General features: G+C 65.7%; 10 protein-coding genes. 1 reads left to right on the top strand and 9 read right to left on the bottom strand.

Translation table 11 applies throughout. The annotated features are described in order from the left end of the window. Positions 1-2 precede the first annotated feature (2 nt). The 9 genes from BR47_RS0102785 to BR47_RS0102745 all read right to left on the bottom strand — a co-directional run bounded on the left by BR47_RS0102785 (position 3) and on the right by BR47_RS0102745 (position 11,828). Positions 3-2,054, bottom strand: coding sequence for a hypothetical protein (locus BR47_RS0102785; protein ID WP_141772149.1), 2,052 nt, complete (start codon positions 2,052-2,054; stop codon positions 3-5). 5 nt (positions 2,055-2,059) lie between these two features. Beyond that, positions 2,060-2,830 (bottom strand): hypothetical protein, encoded by a 771-nt coding sequence (locus BR47_RS0102780; protein ID WP_051634564.1) that lies wholly within the window; start codon positions 2,828-2,830, stop codon positions 2,060-2,062. Further along, complete coding sequence (locus tag BR47_RS0102775) at positions 2,830-3,096, bottom strand: hypothetical protein (RefSeq protein ID WP_141772148.1); 267 nt, start codon at positions 3,094-3,096, stop codon at positions 2,830-2,832. The genes BR47_RS0102780 and BR47_RS0102775 overlap by 1 nt, the downstream gene beginning before the upstream one ends. 5 nt (positions 3,097-3,101) lie before the next feature. Further along, entirely contained in the window at positions 3,102-5,393 is a 2,292-nt protein-coding gene (locus tag BR47_RS0102770; protein WP_029118508.1) for a hypothetical protein, read from the bottom strand. A 13-nt stretch (positions 5,394-5,406) separates the two neighbouring features. After that, positions 5,407-6,447, bottom strand: a complete 1,041-nt coding sequence (locus BR47_RS29505) for a hypothetical protein (protein ID WP_051634563.1) — start codon at positions 6,445-6,447, stop codon at positions 5,407-5,409. Positions 6,448-6,476: 29 nt separating this feature from the next. After that, the gene (locus BR47_RS0102760) at positions 6,477-8,495 is read right to left on the bottom strand and encodes a hypothetical protein (RefSeq protein ID WP_029118507.1); all 2,019 of its coding nucleotides are present in this window, start codon (positions 8,493-8,495) and stop codon (positions 6,477-6,479) included. Positions 8,496-8,544: 49 nt separating this feature from the next. Continuing rightward, positions 8,545-9,849: a S8 family peptidase gene (locus BR47_RS0102755; RefSeq protein ID WP_036426543.1), complete on the bottom strand. Its 1,305-nt coding sequence runs from the start codon at positions 9,847-9,849 to the stop codon at positions 8,545-8,547. A 47-nt stretch (positions 9,850-9,896) separates the two neighbouring features. Then, positions 9,897-10,694, bottom strand: coding sequence for a helix-turn-helix transcriptional regulator (locus BR47_RS31870; protein WP_029118505.1), 798 nt, complete (start codon positions 10,692-10,694; stop codon positions 9,897-9,899). 276 nt (positions 10,695-10,970) lie between these two features. Then, positions 10,971-11,828: a PAC2 family protein gene (locus BR47_RS0102745; RefSeq protein WP_155899670.1), complete on the bottom strand. Its 858-nt coding sequence runs from the start codon at positions 11,826-11,828 to the stop codon at positions 10,971-10,973. Between the two features lie 265 nt (positions 11,829-12,093). Between BR47_RS0102745 and metH the strand changes: the two genes are divergently transcribed. Further along, the gene (gene metH, locus BR47_RS0102740) at positions 12,094-15,858 is read left to right on the top strand and encodes a methionine synthase (RefSeq protein ID WP_051634562.1); all 3,765 of its coding nucleotides are present in this window, start codon (positions 12,094-12,096) and stop codon (positions 15,856-15,858) included. Positions 15,859-15,862: the final 4 nt, after the last annotated feature.

Genomic DNA, 15,862 nt, shown 5'->3' with positions numbered 1-15,862 from the left:
TTTCACTCGTGTGCAAGGAACTTGCGTTCGATGAGCTCATCGGCGATGAGCTTGCGCTGCCTTTCGAGCAGCTCGGCCGCGGCAGTGAGCAGCGTCGGTGAGTTGAGGTCGGTGAACGAGTCGATCGCCTTGAGCACCTGAGCGCGGCCCGCAGCGGTGGGTTTCGGCACGAATTTCCAGACCTTGGCGATCTGCGCGCCGTGGTGGGCGAGCGATAGGGGTCCTCGGTCGGCCTCGCTGACCAGGATTTCCGGGCTGAGTATGTTGTCGACGGACTGCTGGACGGCTTTGCGCATGATCGTCAGCGTGGGCTCGCCGAGGTAGTAGTCGCCCTTGAGCTTCCATGGTCCGTCGCCGTTGTCGTTGACGACCTCGACGCCAACCTGGTTCAGGTGGTCGTGGAGTGTCTTCGCCACCAGGTTCTGGACCTTGGTGGGTTCGCGCTCTGCGATCTGGATCAGCAGCTTGCGGAAGGCATTCTCGGTGTCGATGTTCCACTGGATGAACAGCTTGCTGGCGTCCCTGGTGGGTAGTTCCAGCGGTGAGAAGGTCTCGCGGATGGTGGGGTACGCCCACGCGGCGGCGGCGAGCTTTTCGAGGAACTTCTCGGCGCCGGACGTCAAAGTGCTTGTGCCTTTGTAGAATCCGCGGCGGAAGCGGTTGATCACCACTTCCTTGTTGACGAGATGCCCCGATGCGAAGGCGTCGGTGAGGAAATGGTCGCCGAACGCATTTGTCGCCAGCGGTCCGAACGGGGCCACCGACGCATTCGGGTGGGCCGCCACCAGAGCCTTCATCTCTTCGATGGCGCGGTTGTGGTACTTCTCCCATTCTGACCTGTTGGTGGGTGTGGTGATGTGGTCGGTGAGTCCGAGCACGTCGGGCGGAGAGAAGTGCGCGTAGTTGTCGTCGGCGAGCTTGAGGTAGCGCTTGCTCGTCGCGTCGTTCCACTGTTTGTGGGAGATGTCGTCAGGATCGTCCTTGGGCCGGCCGCCCACGGGCTTGCGATAGAAGGCCGTGTTGCGGGTGATCAATGCCTTGAGCGCGCTCAGCTCGGCCGGAGCGGCATTCTTCAGATCGTCGACCGTGGCGTAGAAGTCGCCCATCGACACCAGCTGCCCGTACGAGAACGCCACGCCCGCACCGCTGCCGACCGTCAACTGGTCGGGGTAGAGGTCACCCGCGGACAGCACATGCTCGCCGGTGTCGTACATCGCCACGCTACGTTCAGGCGCCAGCGCCATGGTGAGTGCGGCACCGGCACAGCCGGGGACGAGCGCCACGCCGGAAAGCACTTCGGGCGCGATGATCGGCTGCGACATGGACTCTGTCATCGGCGGCGCCGGTGGCGGAGCCGGGACCCGCGCCGCCGCAGCGGCATTGCGCTCGAACTGCTCGAAGCGTCGCAGGTCGCGGGTGCCGAGGTCGTAACTGTTCGCGTACGCCATGCTGGCACGGATCTTGTCGAAGATCTCCTGGGTGTTCGGGCTGTCGATCGGGCGGCCAGGGTCGGACATCGGCGCGGCGGCCGCGGGCTGCGCGGCGCCACCGGACAGGATGGCGCGGATGTCGTTCGCCAGGTCCGCATCGGTCAACGGCGAGCCCGCGATCGACGCGGGCAGCGCGGGCTCGGCGGCGGGCGTTGGCGTCGGTGCGGGCATGGGTTGTGCCGGAGCCGGCGTCGGCGCGGGCATGGGTTGTGCCGGAGCCGGCGTCGGTGGCAGCGACGGCGGTGGCGGCTCGAACGACGGGGGCGTGGGTTCGATTGGCGCCGAGGGAGTTTCGGGGGGCGGCTGGAGCGGCGGGGTCGCGGGCGCGGGGACCGCTGGCCGGGGGATGGCCGCGGGAACCCGGTCCACGACGTATTCAGGTAACTCGTCGGCCGCGCCGATACCTGGTTGAGGGAGCACCTCGATGCCTGCGTCAGCCGTCATCGTCACGGAGCGGCGCGTGCGGCCGTCGCGATGCTGATTCGACTCCGCCGGCGCGTAGCCGTATCTCGTTCGCAGCAGCCGGTCGAATTCCAGGTCACGGGTTACTGGTCGGCTTTCCATGAACCTCACACCCTCACGTTCACCTTGACGACCGCATAGGGGTCCAAGGTCAGCACGACCTCGTTCTCCTCGCGGAGGGAGTTATGCGATCCCAGTCGGATGGTCAAATGACCTGGGCCACTGGACAACACCTCGGCCAGTCGGTCATTGACCACCGCGACAGGAGGAAACGTCGGATCGAGGCCGAGGTTGCGGCCCTCGATGAGCAGGCACGGTTCGCCATCGGACTGCGACAGGCTGACCCCTTCAATCGCCGGCGCGGCCTTGGCCCTGCGGGACTGGTTGATCTTGCGCGCCAAACTGCTGTAGTCGATATCGGTGCCGGTCGCCGACTTGAGGTCGACGTTGCGGGCCTCGAGATCCTTCAGATCGTCCACGGAGTTCACCCCGATCTTGCGTAGCTTGGATCGGGTGGCGTCATCGACGTCGAGCTCGGTGAGATTCTGATCCGGTACGCCCGCACGATGTTTGGTGGTGGCGCGCACTTGCTGGTCGGTGATCGAGCCGAGCTGGATCGTCAGCTTGGAAGCTCCTTCTTGACCCGGTTGCGCGGTGGTGAAACGCACCGTGTCACCGTCATAAGTAGGGAAGGCGTTCACATCGAGTGCCACCTCCTTCACCGAGTAGCTCAGCGGTTTGTTGATCGACTTGACTGCGAGCGTTTCTCGCGTCTTGTCGAGCTCCACGACGAGCGAATCCACGAAATCCTCCAGCCGCCAAGCGGAATTGGCGGAGCCGCGGGTGTGGACCTCGTCGGGCCGGGCTTGGACGGCCATCAGCCCGGCTCTTCCTCGCCGCGTACCGCGACCAACCGAATCGCGTGGAACACCGGTAGCGTGCTGGTCGCGATGTGGTAGATCGGTGGCGTGCCGCCGAGGCGGACGACGCCGTAGGCGTCCACGACGATGTCCAGCTCGACCGGCGTCTCGACATCCAGCCCGGTGACCCGGGTACGCACACCGGCGTCGGGGTCGTAGAGATCCGGCAGTGCCGGCAGCAGCCCCGGCAACAACTCGGACAGCGGAAGAAACGCCTCGTCCATCGCGCTCATCCCTTCGCCCGCGAAATGGGTTGTGCGGGTTCGAGTCCGACCAGGGATTGCAGCACCACGTCGTATCCGTCGAATCGGTACACCGCACCGTCGACCTCGGCCGCTTCGCCCGGTTCGCTGCCTTCGCGCAACGAGGCCAGCCCGACGAGGCGGACGCTCTCGATGACAGGGAAATGCACGGTGCGGTCCTGTGTGCCGATGAGCTGGCCATAGGGATCGGTATCGGCTGCGGTCGCGAGGGTGAAAGCGCGCAGTTTCAGGACGGGAACCACCCACAACACGCCGCGGGTGCCGCGCTTGCCTGCCATTCGGACCTGGGTGACTGTGTCGCCGCCTTGTCCGGCCAACCAGTTCCGTGCCGTGAACGCCGCCAGGTCCGCGTCCGGAAGCGGTTGCTCGCCGGCCCACAGCGGCAACAGTTTGTTGAGCTCGGTGACACTGACTTCGAGCCCACTCTTGATGCGCCCCTTGGTCTGTGCGCGCAGGCCCTGGTCGGTCGGCTGTTGTTGCACGCGGGTCTGCATGAGCCCATTGCCCTGGGCGGTGCCCACCGCCACCACCGAGTAGCGCAGCGCGGCGTCCAGTCCCCACAGCGGGAGGGCCTCGGTGCCTGCGCCGTTCGTCGGCGAGTCCCACACCTTGTTCCAGAACGATCGGAACCGGTTCATGTCGGTGAGCTCGACAGGGTTGCCGATGATGTCTCCGCGATCACGGACCTGAACCCGGGAGGCCAGTACCAGCTTGTGCACGCAGGTGGCCTGGTACGTGCCTTTGGCGCCCTTCCACCGCAGCGACGCCAGGACCTCGAGGTCCGTGTCGGCGGGCAGCGCCTTGCTTTCCTCGGGGGTGAGGGCGATCTTGAGCTCGGTCCCGGGCGCGACGTTCGACAATTTTTCTGTGTGCCAACACAAATCAGTGGCCCCGCCCGGCTCGCGCGCACACCAGGTCAGGATCGCGCGTGGGATCGCCCTCGCTGGGCCACCGGCACCGACGTCGAGCCGGTAGCGCAGCGTGATGGCCTGGTCGTGAGCGAACGCCACCCGAGGACTGCCCAACAGCGTCACCGCGGGTCCCGTCACGGCACTCAGGACCGCCCGGCTGGCTATCAGCGACGCGGTCGGGTCGGTCGTGCTGGCGGGACGGGATACGGCGGTCGCGGGCGTGCCGGCCGGTGCCGGGGCCGTCGTCAGCTGCTGGAGCAGCGACCCGATAGCCGCGAGATCGGATGATGCGATACCCGGATTCACCGGCTGGTTCTGTGCCGAGATGAGCTGCTGCATCAGCATGCCGCGGTTCACCTCGGACAGCAGGTCGGTGACGTGTTTGTCGGTGGCCGCCTGGCGGTCGAGCTTCTGCTTGTTGGCCGCGTTCAGCAGCTGGGGGAGCGCCTGTACCAGCGGACCGACAATGCCGGAGAGAGCGGGACCCGCGACGGCGGCGAGTAGGGCGTCGTCGACACCGAAGATCATCGGCCGGGTGTAGGCATCCGGGAAGAAGCGGTTTGCGGCGCGGATGTGCGTCGAGGCCGGTCGCGCGACACCCGCCGCCGCGGGCGGTGGTGCCGGCGGGGTGGGCGGCTGGGTGACGGGCGCCGGGCCCGGAGTCGTGGGTGGCGCGGCACCGGGCGGGACGGCGAGTGCACCGAGGATGGACCGCAGCACATCCGACAGGAGTGCCGGGATGGCAAGGCCCGCAACGTCGTTGGACCCGGGTGTGCCTGAGCTGTCCGGCTGCGCCGCGCGGTTGATGACATCGAGTACGACCGGGGTGGCAGCTTTGGTGACGGCGCCGATCAGGTCGGCGACGCTGGCCGGCCGGCTGAAGCGCTCCTCGGCACTGCACACGGAGACCATCCGCGGGCGGCTCAGGACCGCGGTGCGCGCCGACATCGCGGACGTCGCGGACATGGTCAGTACCCGCTCAGCGGAAAGGCGCGGAGCGCCGATGCGCGCTGGGGCGCCAACGGGCACGGCCACCCGCACTGGCCGGGAAAACGCCGGCCCACGGCCGTCGGGTCCGCGGCAGGTCTCGAGTTGTGCCAGGGTGCCGCGTTCGGTGACGACGCCGGCGGGCAGCCGAATCGTGGTGCGCGTGTCCAGGTGCCTGCCGGCGCGAGGGTTGAGCTGTAGCGGCGACGACCAGTACGGCCCGTCGATGACGTCGATTCCATCGTCACGTCGAACCTCCTTGCCAAGATGGATTCGGTAGTAGCCGCTCGTTCCCGTGTCGGCGCTGAACGCGAGCCCGGTCTCGTCGCTGTCGTCCAAGCGCAGGATGGCGAGCGCCATGGCAGTTCATGGGCTAACGGCCGGCGGGCAGCGCGCCGGTACCCGCGGCGCCTGCGGCCGGCGGTTTGATCGCCGCGACGCCGCCGTCGGCATACATGTTCGCGAAGTTGTCGAGCTTGAAGTAGTCGGTCTTGAACTGGATGTTGACCTTGCCCGTCAGCTTGGCGGAGAGGGTATCGGTGGCCTCCTTTTGCGAGGTGTTGACCTGAATGTTGGTGTTGGTCATCGACATCGAGCCGCTGGGCCCACCGAACAAACCGAACAGTGGCGGGTCGTAGTCCATCGTCAGCGTGGTGGTGTTGATGTTCTGATCCTGATGCATCGCGGTGCTCTTGCGGTTGGCGGTGATCATGAATTCCACACCTGCCTCGACGGTGCCCTTGTCGACCACCAGCCGGGTCACACCCATCAGCAGCACCTCGCGCAGCGCCGCGCGGTGCTCCTTGGCCATGTTGAGTTTGGTCTCGAGGATCGCCTTCTTGACCACGGAGTCCTCGGGATCCAGCTTGTCGCCCTGAGGGTTGGTGAGCGCGAGCTTCATGCTGCCGTTGGGCTGCTGCTCGGTCGTCACGTTGTACTGGTCGCTCTTGCTCTCAGCGAGTTTGGCGAAGGTGTCGTCATCATTGATCTTCTTGATGAAGTCGGCAGTGGACTTCGTGCACTCCTTCATCAGCTTGATGTAGGAGTCGGTCTGCTCCTTCATCACCTTCAAGTTGGCGTTGAAGACGGCCTTGAGCAGGTCGGCCACAAACTGTGGGAAGTCGACGGAATCGACGAGTTCGTTGAATGCCTGGGTGGACCCTTGGAAGCCGGGGTCGTAACCCTTGAACCCCATCTCCTTTCCCGAATCAGTGGCCGTGGGCACCGCATACTGCGGTGGCCGGCCCTGTTGCCGGAGCAGGTTGTCGGCCTCTCGCCGCACGGTGTCGAAGTAGACCTGTTGCTGGTCTTCCCACGCGAGATTCGCGAATGCCGGGCTGGTCGCCAACCAGCTCTGTGCGATGCTGCGAGCCTGCCCGAGGATCTCGCCGTCGGGGGAAATGATGTCGGTCATTTGCGCCATGCCTCCGTCGCCGAATCGCCCTAGAAGTCCCACTCGTCGCCGGCCCCGTCGGACGCACGTGCCGGCACCGGTGTGCCGTTCATGCCCGCGTGGGAACTGCCGTTCGATGATCCTGGCCATGGTGCGTTGACGCCCGGAATGTTTGGCATGCCAGGAAGTTTCGTCACATCCGGCATACCTGGCGGCCGGCCGTTGCCGTTCGCGTGGCCGTTCCCGTTGCTGTCGTCCCCGTAGCCATCGTCATACGAAGAGCTGTCGCCGTTTTCGGCTGTGCCGGGGCTGCTTTCGGCCTCTTCCTGCAGGATCGACTGCGTGGTGATGAACGCATCGATGTTGCTGATGAACGCCGAGAACGGCCCATCTTCCTCGAACCGGGAGGGGGTGTATTCGGCGATCTCCCGAAGCAGCGAGTAGCCAAGTCGAGCTTTGTTGTGCAACACCGAAGCTCGGCCTCTGCGGCCCTGGCCGGCCTGAAGCTTCTCGACGACCTTCCACCACGAACCACCCGAAGGCACCAGGTGCTTGCGCACCTCCTCGTGCCCGAGGATGCGGTTGACCACGAAGTCGAGTTCGGCGTACATCAGCGGCGTCATCACCGTCGCCATGCCGACGCACGTGACCGACAGGTTGTACTGCAGGTCCTCGACCGCCTGCATGACGTTCTGCCGTGACACGTAATTGTCGGGATTCGGGCTCGCCTGTGCGCGCTCCAGGTAGCGCGCGGATTCGAGCATGAGGATCTTCCAGAGCCTGCCGAATTCGGTGTTCGGAAGCCCTTCTCCCGGAACAGGTTCCGTGCCGTGGTTGAAGACCTGCCGGTAGAACGAACGCCGTTCACCGTCGCGCGTGCAGCGCATGTTCCGGTCCTGCCCGGTCTCGCGATCGAGGCCCGGGAATTGCTCGGAGAAGACGTAGTTTTCAAGGTCGCGCCGGAGTCGCGGGTCTTCTACCGCGAAGCCTTCGCGGAACAGGTAGCGGTGGGTGAAGTAGCGGACCGCGTCGAACACCCCGAGTTCCTCGCCCAGCACCATGACGTAGTACAGCTGTGCGGCGCATTTCACGGCCGCGGTCGAAACCTGTAGGGAAGCACTGTCTTCAACGAAGAAACTGACTGCGAACGGGTCGTCGGTCGTTCCACCGCTGGAGGTGGTGCTGGTCGTCGCGGCCTTGGCCAGATACATCGGCAGGATGAACGGCGCGTTCTGTTTGGTGACCTCGACCGTCGATTCCTTGATGTACTGCACCAGGCGCGGCCGGATTTCCGCGGGGATATCGGTGATCTTTAGTTTCGTGCCCTCTTCGATCAGCTCGTCGTACTTCGAGCTCTCGATGAAGGACGTGGCGGTTGCGATCGACGCGGTACCCAGTGATTCCTCCGACAGGCTCAGCTTCGCCAGCGCGGCGACGACTTCGCTGTTGTCCTCGTCGATGCCCCTGACCCGAAGTCGCTTGTCCTGGATGTGATCACGCGCCGCGCTCACCACGGCGTACCGGATGATCTGTGGCACTCCGGTCGGATTGGTGAAGACGAAGTTCAGCAGTGCGGACTGCGATGTGATGCCGAGGATCAGCGAGGCCTGCAGCACGAGCAGGTCCCGGACGCTGGCGCGGTCCAGGACTGTTCGCGCGTTGATGTCCAGACCGGTTCGCCGCGCGTCGAGGCTTTCGTCGAAGCGGTAGCGCATACGTGCCAACGCGGGGTCCTCGTCGATCACCTCGTGCATCGTCTGTTCGGCGGGGTTCGGCTGCTGGTCACGGAGCCGGTCGGCGAGGCTGCCGTCAGCCCACTTGCCCACGCCGCTCGATGCGCGGCGCGCCGTCAGCGGGGATTTGAGCAACTCGACGAGGACGTCCCTCGTTCTGGGCCCCTTGGGGATGATCCGTTTCTTGAGCAAGGCGTCGAGCTCGTCCAACCTGTCTTCCACGAAGGAATCCACGGCCGGCGTGAAGCCGGTCATCGTGGCGTTGGCCCGCCGGAGCCTGAACCCCTGGGGTGCGATGACGCGCGGCTCGAATTCGGAACCGGTCGGTGTCGTCATGGGAATCTCCTGCGTGCCGTGTCACTTCGGGCCTCGGCCCTGGGGGACTTCAATTCAGTGACGCCATAAGCCATTTGAAGGCGTCGGTCATGTTGATCACGCCGTAGCCGGCGTGCAGTGTCCGCAGCCGGCGGTCGGGCCGGTCGGACGTTTCGCGGAGGATCCGGGCAACGTCCTCGACGCCGAGCCCGGACCCGTTGTCCCGGGCGAAGGACTTCAACAGCGCGACGGCGCCTGCCACGCACGGCGCCGCCTGTGAGGTGCCCGACGCGACTGCGTAGTGGCCCTTGGCGAAGCTGGACAGGATGTTCACGCCGGGCGCGACGACTGTGATGCGGGCACCGTACGACGTGAACGACGTCACCTCGCGGTCGCTGCCGACGGCCCCGACGGCGATCACCCCGGGCAGCGCACCGGGGTAGTACTTGGTGTCGGTGCCGTCGTTTCCGCTCGCGGCGATGACGCTCACCCCATGCGCGAGCGCATAACGGATCACGTCTTCGTGCGGCAGCCCGCCACCGGTGTGGCGGATCCCCAGGCTCATGTTGATGACATCGGCACGGTTGTCGACAGCCCACTTGATGGCGGGGTTGATGTTGTCGACGACTCCGGCACCCTGCTTGCGCCCACCGGTTTCGAGGGTGGCGAGGACGCGTACGGCCATCAGTCCGCAGTCGGGTGCGATGCCGGGTTCCATCCGGACACCCTCGGCGGCGATGATGCCGGCGACGTGGGTGCCGTGGCCGAGCTCGTCTTCGGGGTCGTCGTCGGCGCCGAGGAAGTCGCCGACGAACGACGACGTGTCCAGACCTTGGAGATCCACGAAATCGGCTTTGGCGACTACCTTTCCGCGCAATTCGGGATGGTCGAGATTAATCCCCGTGTCGAGTACGGCTACGCGAACGTCACGGCGTCCGCGGGTTAGTGCGCGCGCGAAGTCCAGTCCGATCATGCTGCGGCCGTCGTCCAGACTCTGTCCTGCCGCGACCGGCATCGGTTGCGGTTCGGGGATCACCGCACCGCCGACTTCGAGTTGGTGAGCGCTTTCGACAGATGGCAGCGAAGCAACCGCAAGCACCAGTTCGTCCGGCAGTCGAGTCTCGGTCTGTTGCATCACCAGGCGATAGGTGCGATCCAGACCGTGGTGCACCTCGAGTGCGGCCCAACCATCCAGCGCGGGGGCGTACTCGTGGGTCACCCAGAATACGAAGCCTCGTGTCTTCAGGGCCGCATCCACTTCGGCGTTGACCGAGGTCACCACGCTCGACTTGTCCGTGATGAAGGAAATCCAGTCAGGTATGCGGGGCGGCTCAGGGATGAGCCGTCGCATCTTCACCACCAGGTGGTGCTTCACGGACTGAGTGTGCGTCGGCGCTGTAGGCCTGCATATGCGTAGAAGTACTACCTCGCCGGAACGGGTTTGGCAGGCGGCGCCGTTGGCGTCAACAAGCCGAGCGACTGCGCTCGTTTCACAGCAAGCAGCCGGTCGTGCGCATCGAGCTTGCGGTAGAGACTGCCAAGGTGTTTGTGAACAGTTCGCTCGGAGACCTGCAGCCGCGCTGCGATCGACCGTGCCAGGAGCCCGTAGCTGAGCATCTCGAGAACCTCGCGTTCACGGGCGGTGAGCACCATCGCGTAGTCCGCGTTCAGCCCTGCAGCGGTCGTGAGTGGCGGAAACAGCCGGTCGATCAGCGTTTCGATGAGAAGCAACGTCGCCCGAGATGCCACGAGCACATCGCTGTCGATGGTGTCGAACTGTTGTGTGCGCCGCAAGACCATGAGACTCGGCGAGGACGGCGCGGTGCGCAACGGCAACTCAGCCAGATGTCCAACGCCCAACGCGTCATAAACATGTCGCCTGGTTGCGCTGACGGTCCACCAATCTTTTCCGTCGGGCAGTGGCTGTTCCTGCTGGCGTTCGAGGGTGGGTCGAGCAGGTGAGTCGCGCTGCCATACACACCAGTTGGCGACAGCATCGTCGCGTTGAAAGCGGATGTGCCCGGCCGCATTTGCCTCGGCCAGGTCGGCGCCAAACCGGCACAATACCAGCCGGCCGGTCAGCCACTGCGACGAGCTCTCATCGAGGTCGAGGAGCTCTCGTACACAATCGAGCGCGTGTGCGTTCCTCATCTCCATCACGCGTGACCGCTGGGTCGGCATGCCGAGTTCGAGCTCGAGGTCGGGACAGACGCGGCTCAAGCCGGCTGTGTGTCGGCTGTCGAAATTCGTTGGGAAACAATGATATTTGCGTTGGTAGCCATGCCACTGGCCACTTCCGCATCGGTTGCCCCCATAGCTGCCCTCCCTGTTGTGTCCGGTCGCTCAACCACCGGGTCGATCCGTTGTCGAGTAGCAGGTGGCGCAGTGTGCGGGGCTGGATCGACGGTGGTCAACCCTGCAAATATATTGCGGGTTACCTGTGAGCGTTCGTAATCAGCAAACTGCGTCGTAAATCGTGGTCGGAGCTGCTGAGCGCTACCGGCCGCGGCGCTTCAAGTACCGCTCGAACTCCGCCGCCAGCGCGTCGCCGTCGATCTTGCCGAGCGCCTCGTTCATGTCGACTTCGGCGTCGCCGCGTTCCTCGAGGGACTGCACGTACTCGGCGATCTCCTCGTCGTCGGCCGTCATCTCGGTGACCGACTGCTCCCACTCCTCGGCCTGCGCCGGCAGGTCGCCGAGGGGCACCTCGACGTCCAAGGCGTCCTCGACCCGACGCAGCAGGGCGACGGTGGCCTTGGGACAGGGCGGCTGCGACACGTAGTGGGGAACCGCCGCCCAGAACGTGACGGCCGGGATACCGGCCTGCACGCAGGCGTCCTGGAAGACCCCGGCGATGCCGGTCGGTCCCTCGTAGCGGGTCTCTTCGAGCCCGAAGAACTTGGCCGAATCAGCCGAGTAGGCCGCGCCGGACACCGGCACCGGGCGGGTGTGCGGGGTGTCGGCGAGCAGCGCACCGAGGATGACGACGGTCTGCACGTTCAGCTTGTCCAGGATCGCCAGCAGTTCGGCACAGAAGGTGCGCCAGCGCATGTTCGGTTCGACGCCGTGCATCAGCACCACATCGCGATCCGAACCCGGTGGGCGGCAGTGGGAGATGCTCATCGACGGCCACACCAGCTCGCGCGTGACGCCGTCGACCTGGCGGATCACGGGGCGATTCACCTGGTAGTCGTAGTAGCTCTCATCGTCGATGTCGACGATGGTCCGCGCCTCCCACATGGCATCGAGGTGTTCGAGGGCGTCACTGGCGGCGTCTCCGGCGTCGTTCCACCCCTCGAACGCCGCGACGACGACGGCGTCGTGCAGTTCGGGCAGGTCAAGTCCCTGTGGCAAGGGCCGGTCGGACGGGCTCACAACGCCAGCGTAAGCCCTTATCGGCACCCGCGAGTGCTACCCCCGGGCGGGTCGGGCCGGCAAACCGGTTTGGCGGCTCCACCTACCATGGTGATGTGACTGCACTGGACAAACGACTGTCCAACGTGGGCGTCCGAACGTCTGTCAGCTGACGACGTAGACTCTTTGGCGTCGAGAGGCGTTGCAACGGATCCGGGTTTTCCGGTGTCCGCCACGCTCGGCAGAGTTAAGGACGCCTTCCGCAATGGAAGGAACGCATGTGACTGCCGCCCCGGTGAAAACCTTCGTGCCGAACATCCGCCCGGACTGCACCGCCGAACTCACGGCTGCGCTGGGTCAGCGGATCATGGTCATCGACGGCGCGATGGGCACGGCGATCCAGCGTGACCGCCCCGATGAGGCCGGCTACCGCGGCGAACGGTTCAAGGACTGGCCGAGCGATCTGGTCGGCAACAACGACCTGCTCACCCTGACGCAGCCGCAGATCATCGAGGGCATCCACCGCGAGTACCTCGAGGCGGGCGCCGACATCCTCGAGACCAACACGTTCAACGCGAACGCGGTCTCGCTCGCCGACTACGGCATGGAGGAGTTCGCCTACGAGCTGAACTACGCCGGCGCCGCCCTGGCCCGTCAGGCCGCCGACGAGTTCAGCACCCCGGAGAAGCCGCGCTACGTCGCCGGCGCCCTGGGCCCGACGACGCGGACCGCGTCGATCTCGCCCGACGTCAACGATCCCGGCGCCCGCAATGTCTCCTATGACCAGCTGGTCGCGGCCTACCTCGAAGCGGCGAACGGCCTCGTCGACGGTGGCGCCGACATTCTCATCATCGAGACGATCTTCGACTCGCTGAACGCCAAGGCCGCGGTGTTCGCCATCGAGACGCTGTTCGAGGAGCGCGGCCGCCGCTGGCCGTTGATCATCTCGGGCACCATCACCGACGCGTCCGGCCGCACCCTGTCCGGTCAGGTCACCGAGGCGTTCTGGAATGCGATCCGGCATGCCAAGCCGTTGGCGGTCGGCCTGAACTGCGCCCTCGGCGCGCCCGAGATGCGCCCGTACATCGCCGAGGTGGCGCGTATCGCGGACACCTTCGTCTCCTGCTACCCGAATGCGGGTCTGCCCAACGCCTTTGGCGAGTACGACGAGTCCCCGGAGCGTCAGGCCGGCTACATCGAGGAGTTCGCCGAGGCCGGTCTGGTGAACCTGGTCGGCGGCTGCTGCGGCACCGCGCCGCCGCACATCGCCGAGATCGCCAAGGTCGTCGAGGGCAAGGCGCCTCGCGAGTTGCCGGAGATCCCGGTGGCCACCCGACTGTCGGGGCTGGAGCCGCTCAACATCACCGAAGACTCGCTGTTCGTCAACATCGGTGAGCGCACCAACATCACCGGTTCGGCCAGGTTCCGCAACCTGATCAAGGCCGAGGACTACGACACCGCGCTGTCGGTCGCGCTGCAGCAGGTCGAGGTCGGTGCGCAGGTCATCGACATCAACATGGACGAGGGCATGATCGATGGCGTCGCCGCGATGGACCGCTTCACCAAGTTGATCGCGGCCGAGCCCGACATCAGCCGCGTGCCGGTGATGATCGACTCCTCCAAGTTCGAGGTCATCGAAGCCGGCCTGAAGAACGTGCAGGGCAAGCCGATCGTCAACTCGATCTCCCTGAAGGAGGGCGAGGAGAAGTTCATCCGGGAGGCGCGGCTGTGCCGTAAGTACGGCGCCGCCGTCGTCGTGATGGCCTTCGACGAGCAGGGGCAGGCCGACAACCTGGAGCGCCGCAAGGAGATTTGTGGACGCGCGTACCGGATTCTGACCGAGGAGGTCGGCTTCCCGGCCGAGGACATCATCTTCGACCCGAACTGCTTCGCGCTGGCGACCGGCATCGAGGAGCACGCGACCTACGGCATCGACTTCATCGAGGCGTGCGCCTGGATCAAGGAGAACCTGCCCGGCGTCCACATCTCGGGCGGTATCTCGAACGTGTCGTTCTCGTTCCGCGGCAACAACCCGGTGCGTGAGGCGATCCATGCCGTGTTCCTGTTCCACGCCATCAAGGCGGGCCTGGACATGGGCATCGTCAACGCCGGTGCGCTGGTGCCGTACGACGAGATCGACCCCGAACTGCGGGACCGCATCGAGGACGTCGTGCTGAACCGGCGCGAGGACGCGGCCGAGCGGCTGCTGGAGATCGCCGAGCGGTTCAACACCAAGGGCAAGGAAGAGGACCCGGTCGCGGCGCAGTGGCGCAGCCTGCCGGTCCGTGAGCGCATCACGCACGCCCTGGTCAAGGGCATCGACGCCCACGTCGATGACGACACCGAGGAACTGCGCGCCGAGATCGCCGCCGCCGGCGGCCGGCCCATCGAGGTGATCGAGGGCCCGCTGATGGACGGCATGAACGTCGTCGGTGACCTGTTCGGTGCGGGCAAGATGTTCCTGCCCCAGGTCGTGAAATCGGCCCGCGTGATGAAGAAGGCCGTGGCGTACCTGCTGCCGTTCATCGAGGCGGAGAAGGCCGAGAACGGGACGGCTGACAGCAAGGACACCAACGGCACCATCGTGATGGCGACCGTGAAGGGCGACGTCCACGACATCGGCAAGAACATCGTCGGGGTCGTCCTGCAGTGCAACAACTTCGAGGTTATCGACCTCGGTGTGATGGTGCCGGCCCAGAAGATCCTGGACGCCGCCAAGGAGCACAACGCCGACATCATCGGGCTGTCTGGCCTGATCACGCCGTCACTCGACGAGATGGTGAACTTCGCCGTCGAGATGGAGCGCGAGGGCCTCGAGATTCCGCTGCTGATCGGCGGTGCGACGACCTCGCGCGCGCATACGGCCGTGAAGATCTCGCCGCGCCGCAGCGGTCCGGTGGTCTGGGTCAAGGACGCGTCGCGCTCGGTGCCGGTGGCGGCCGCGCTGCTCGACGACAAGCAGCGTCCCGCCTTGATGGAGGCCACCGAGAAGGACTACGCGGCCCTTCGCGAACGGCACTCGCAGAAGAACGAGCGGCCGATGCTGACGCTGGAGAAGGCGCGCGCCAACCGCACGCCGATCGAGTGGGACGGCTACACACCGCCGGTGCCGGCCCAGGGCGTCGGCGTTCGCGAGTTCCTCGACTACGACCTGGCCGAGCTCCGTGAGTACATCGACTGGCAGCCGTTCTTCAACGCCTGGGAGATGAAGGGCAAGTTCCCCGACATCCTCAACAACCCGGCATCGGGTGAGGCCGCCCGCAAGCTGTACGACGATGCCCAGGAGATGCTCGACACCCTGATCAAGGAGAAGTGGCTGCGCGCCAACGGCGTGATCGGTTTCTTCCCGGCCAACGCCGTCGGCGACGACATCGAGGTCTACACCGACGAGACCCGTACCGAGGTGCTCACCACGCTGCACAACCTGCGTCAGCAGGGCGAGCACCGCGACGGCATCCCGAACAAGTCGCTGGGTGACTTCATCGCGCCCAAGGACACGGGTCTGGCCGACTACGTCGGCGCCTTCGCGGTCACTGCCGGGCTGGGTAGCGCCGACAAGATCTCCGAATTCAAAGCGGCGCTCGATGACTACAGCGCCATCCTGCTGGAATCGGTCGCCGACCGGCTTGCCGAGGCGTTCGCCGAGCGGATGCACCAGCGCGTGCGCGAGGAGTTCTGGGGATACCGGCCCGACGAGCAGCTCGACAACGAGGCGCTCATCGGGGAGAAGTACGTCGGCATCCGCCCGGCGCCGGGCTACCCGGCCTGCCCCGAGCACACCGAGAAGACGACGCTGTTCTCCATGATGGACGTCACCGAGCGGACCGGTATCGAGCTGACCGAGTCGATGGCGATGTGGCCCGGTGCCGCCGTCAGCGGCTGGTACTTCTCGCACCCGCAGTCGCAGTACTTCGTGGTCGGCCGCTTGGCCCAGGACCAGGTCGCCGACTACGCGCGGCGCAAGGGCTGGACCTTGAAGGAAGCCGAGCGCTGGCTCGCGCCCAACCTCGGCTACAACCCGGAGGACTGAGGTA

This window comes from Mycobacterium sp. UNC410CL29Cvi84 (assembly GCF_000686745.1).
In the GTDB taxonomy this organism is placed as follows: domain Bacteria; phylum Actinomycetota; class Actinomycetes; order Mycobacteriales; family Mycobacteriaceae; genus Mycobacterium; species Mycobacterium mucogenicum_B.
The sequence above is the reverse complement of the archived record's forward strand: the minus strand, read 5'-3'. Positions and strand labels throughout refer to the sequence as shown.

What these genes read in the sequence shown, in the direction of transcription:
- BR47_RS0102760 (WP_029118507.1), bottom strand. Translation starts at nt 8,495, where the DNA reads ATGACGACACCGACCGGTTCCGAATTCGAGCCGCGCGTCATCGCACCC.
- BR47_RS0102770 (WP_029118508.1), bottom strand. Translation starts at nt 5,393, where the DNA reads ATGGCGCTCGCCATCCTGCGCTTGGACGACAGCGACGAGACCGGGCTC.
- BR47_RS29505 (WP_051634563.1), bottom strand. Translation starts at nt 6,447, where the DNA reads ATGACCGACATCATTTCCCCCGACGGCGAGATCCTCGGGCAGGCTCGC.
- BR47_RS0102775 (WP_141772148.1), bottom strand. Translation starts at nt 3,096, where the DNA reads ATGGACGAGGCGTTTCTTCCGCTGTCCGAGTTGTTGCCGGGGCTGCTG.
- BR47_RS0102785 (WP_141772149.1), bottom strand. Translation starts at nt 2,054, where the DNA reads ATGGAAAGCCGACCAGTAACCCGTGACCTGGAATTCGACCGGCTGCTG.
- BR47_RS0102780 (WP_051634564.1), bottom strand. Translation starts at nt 2,830, where the DNA reads ATGGCCGTCCAAGCCCGGCCCGACGAGGTCCACACCCGCGGCTCCGCC.
- metH (WP_051634562.1), top strand. Translation starts at nt 12,094, where the DNA reads ATGGAAGGAACGCATGTGACTGCCGCCCCGGTGAAAACCTTCGTGCCG.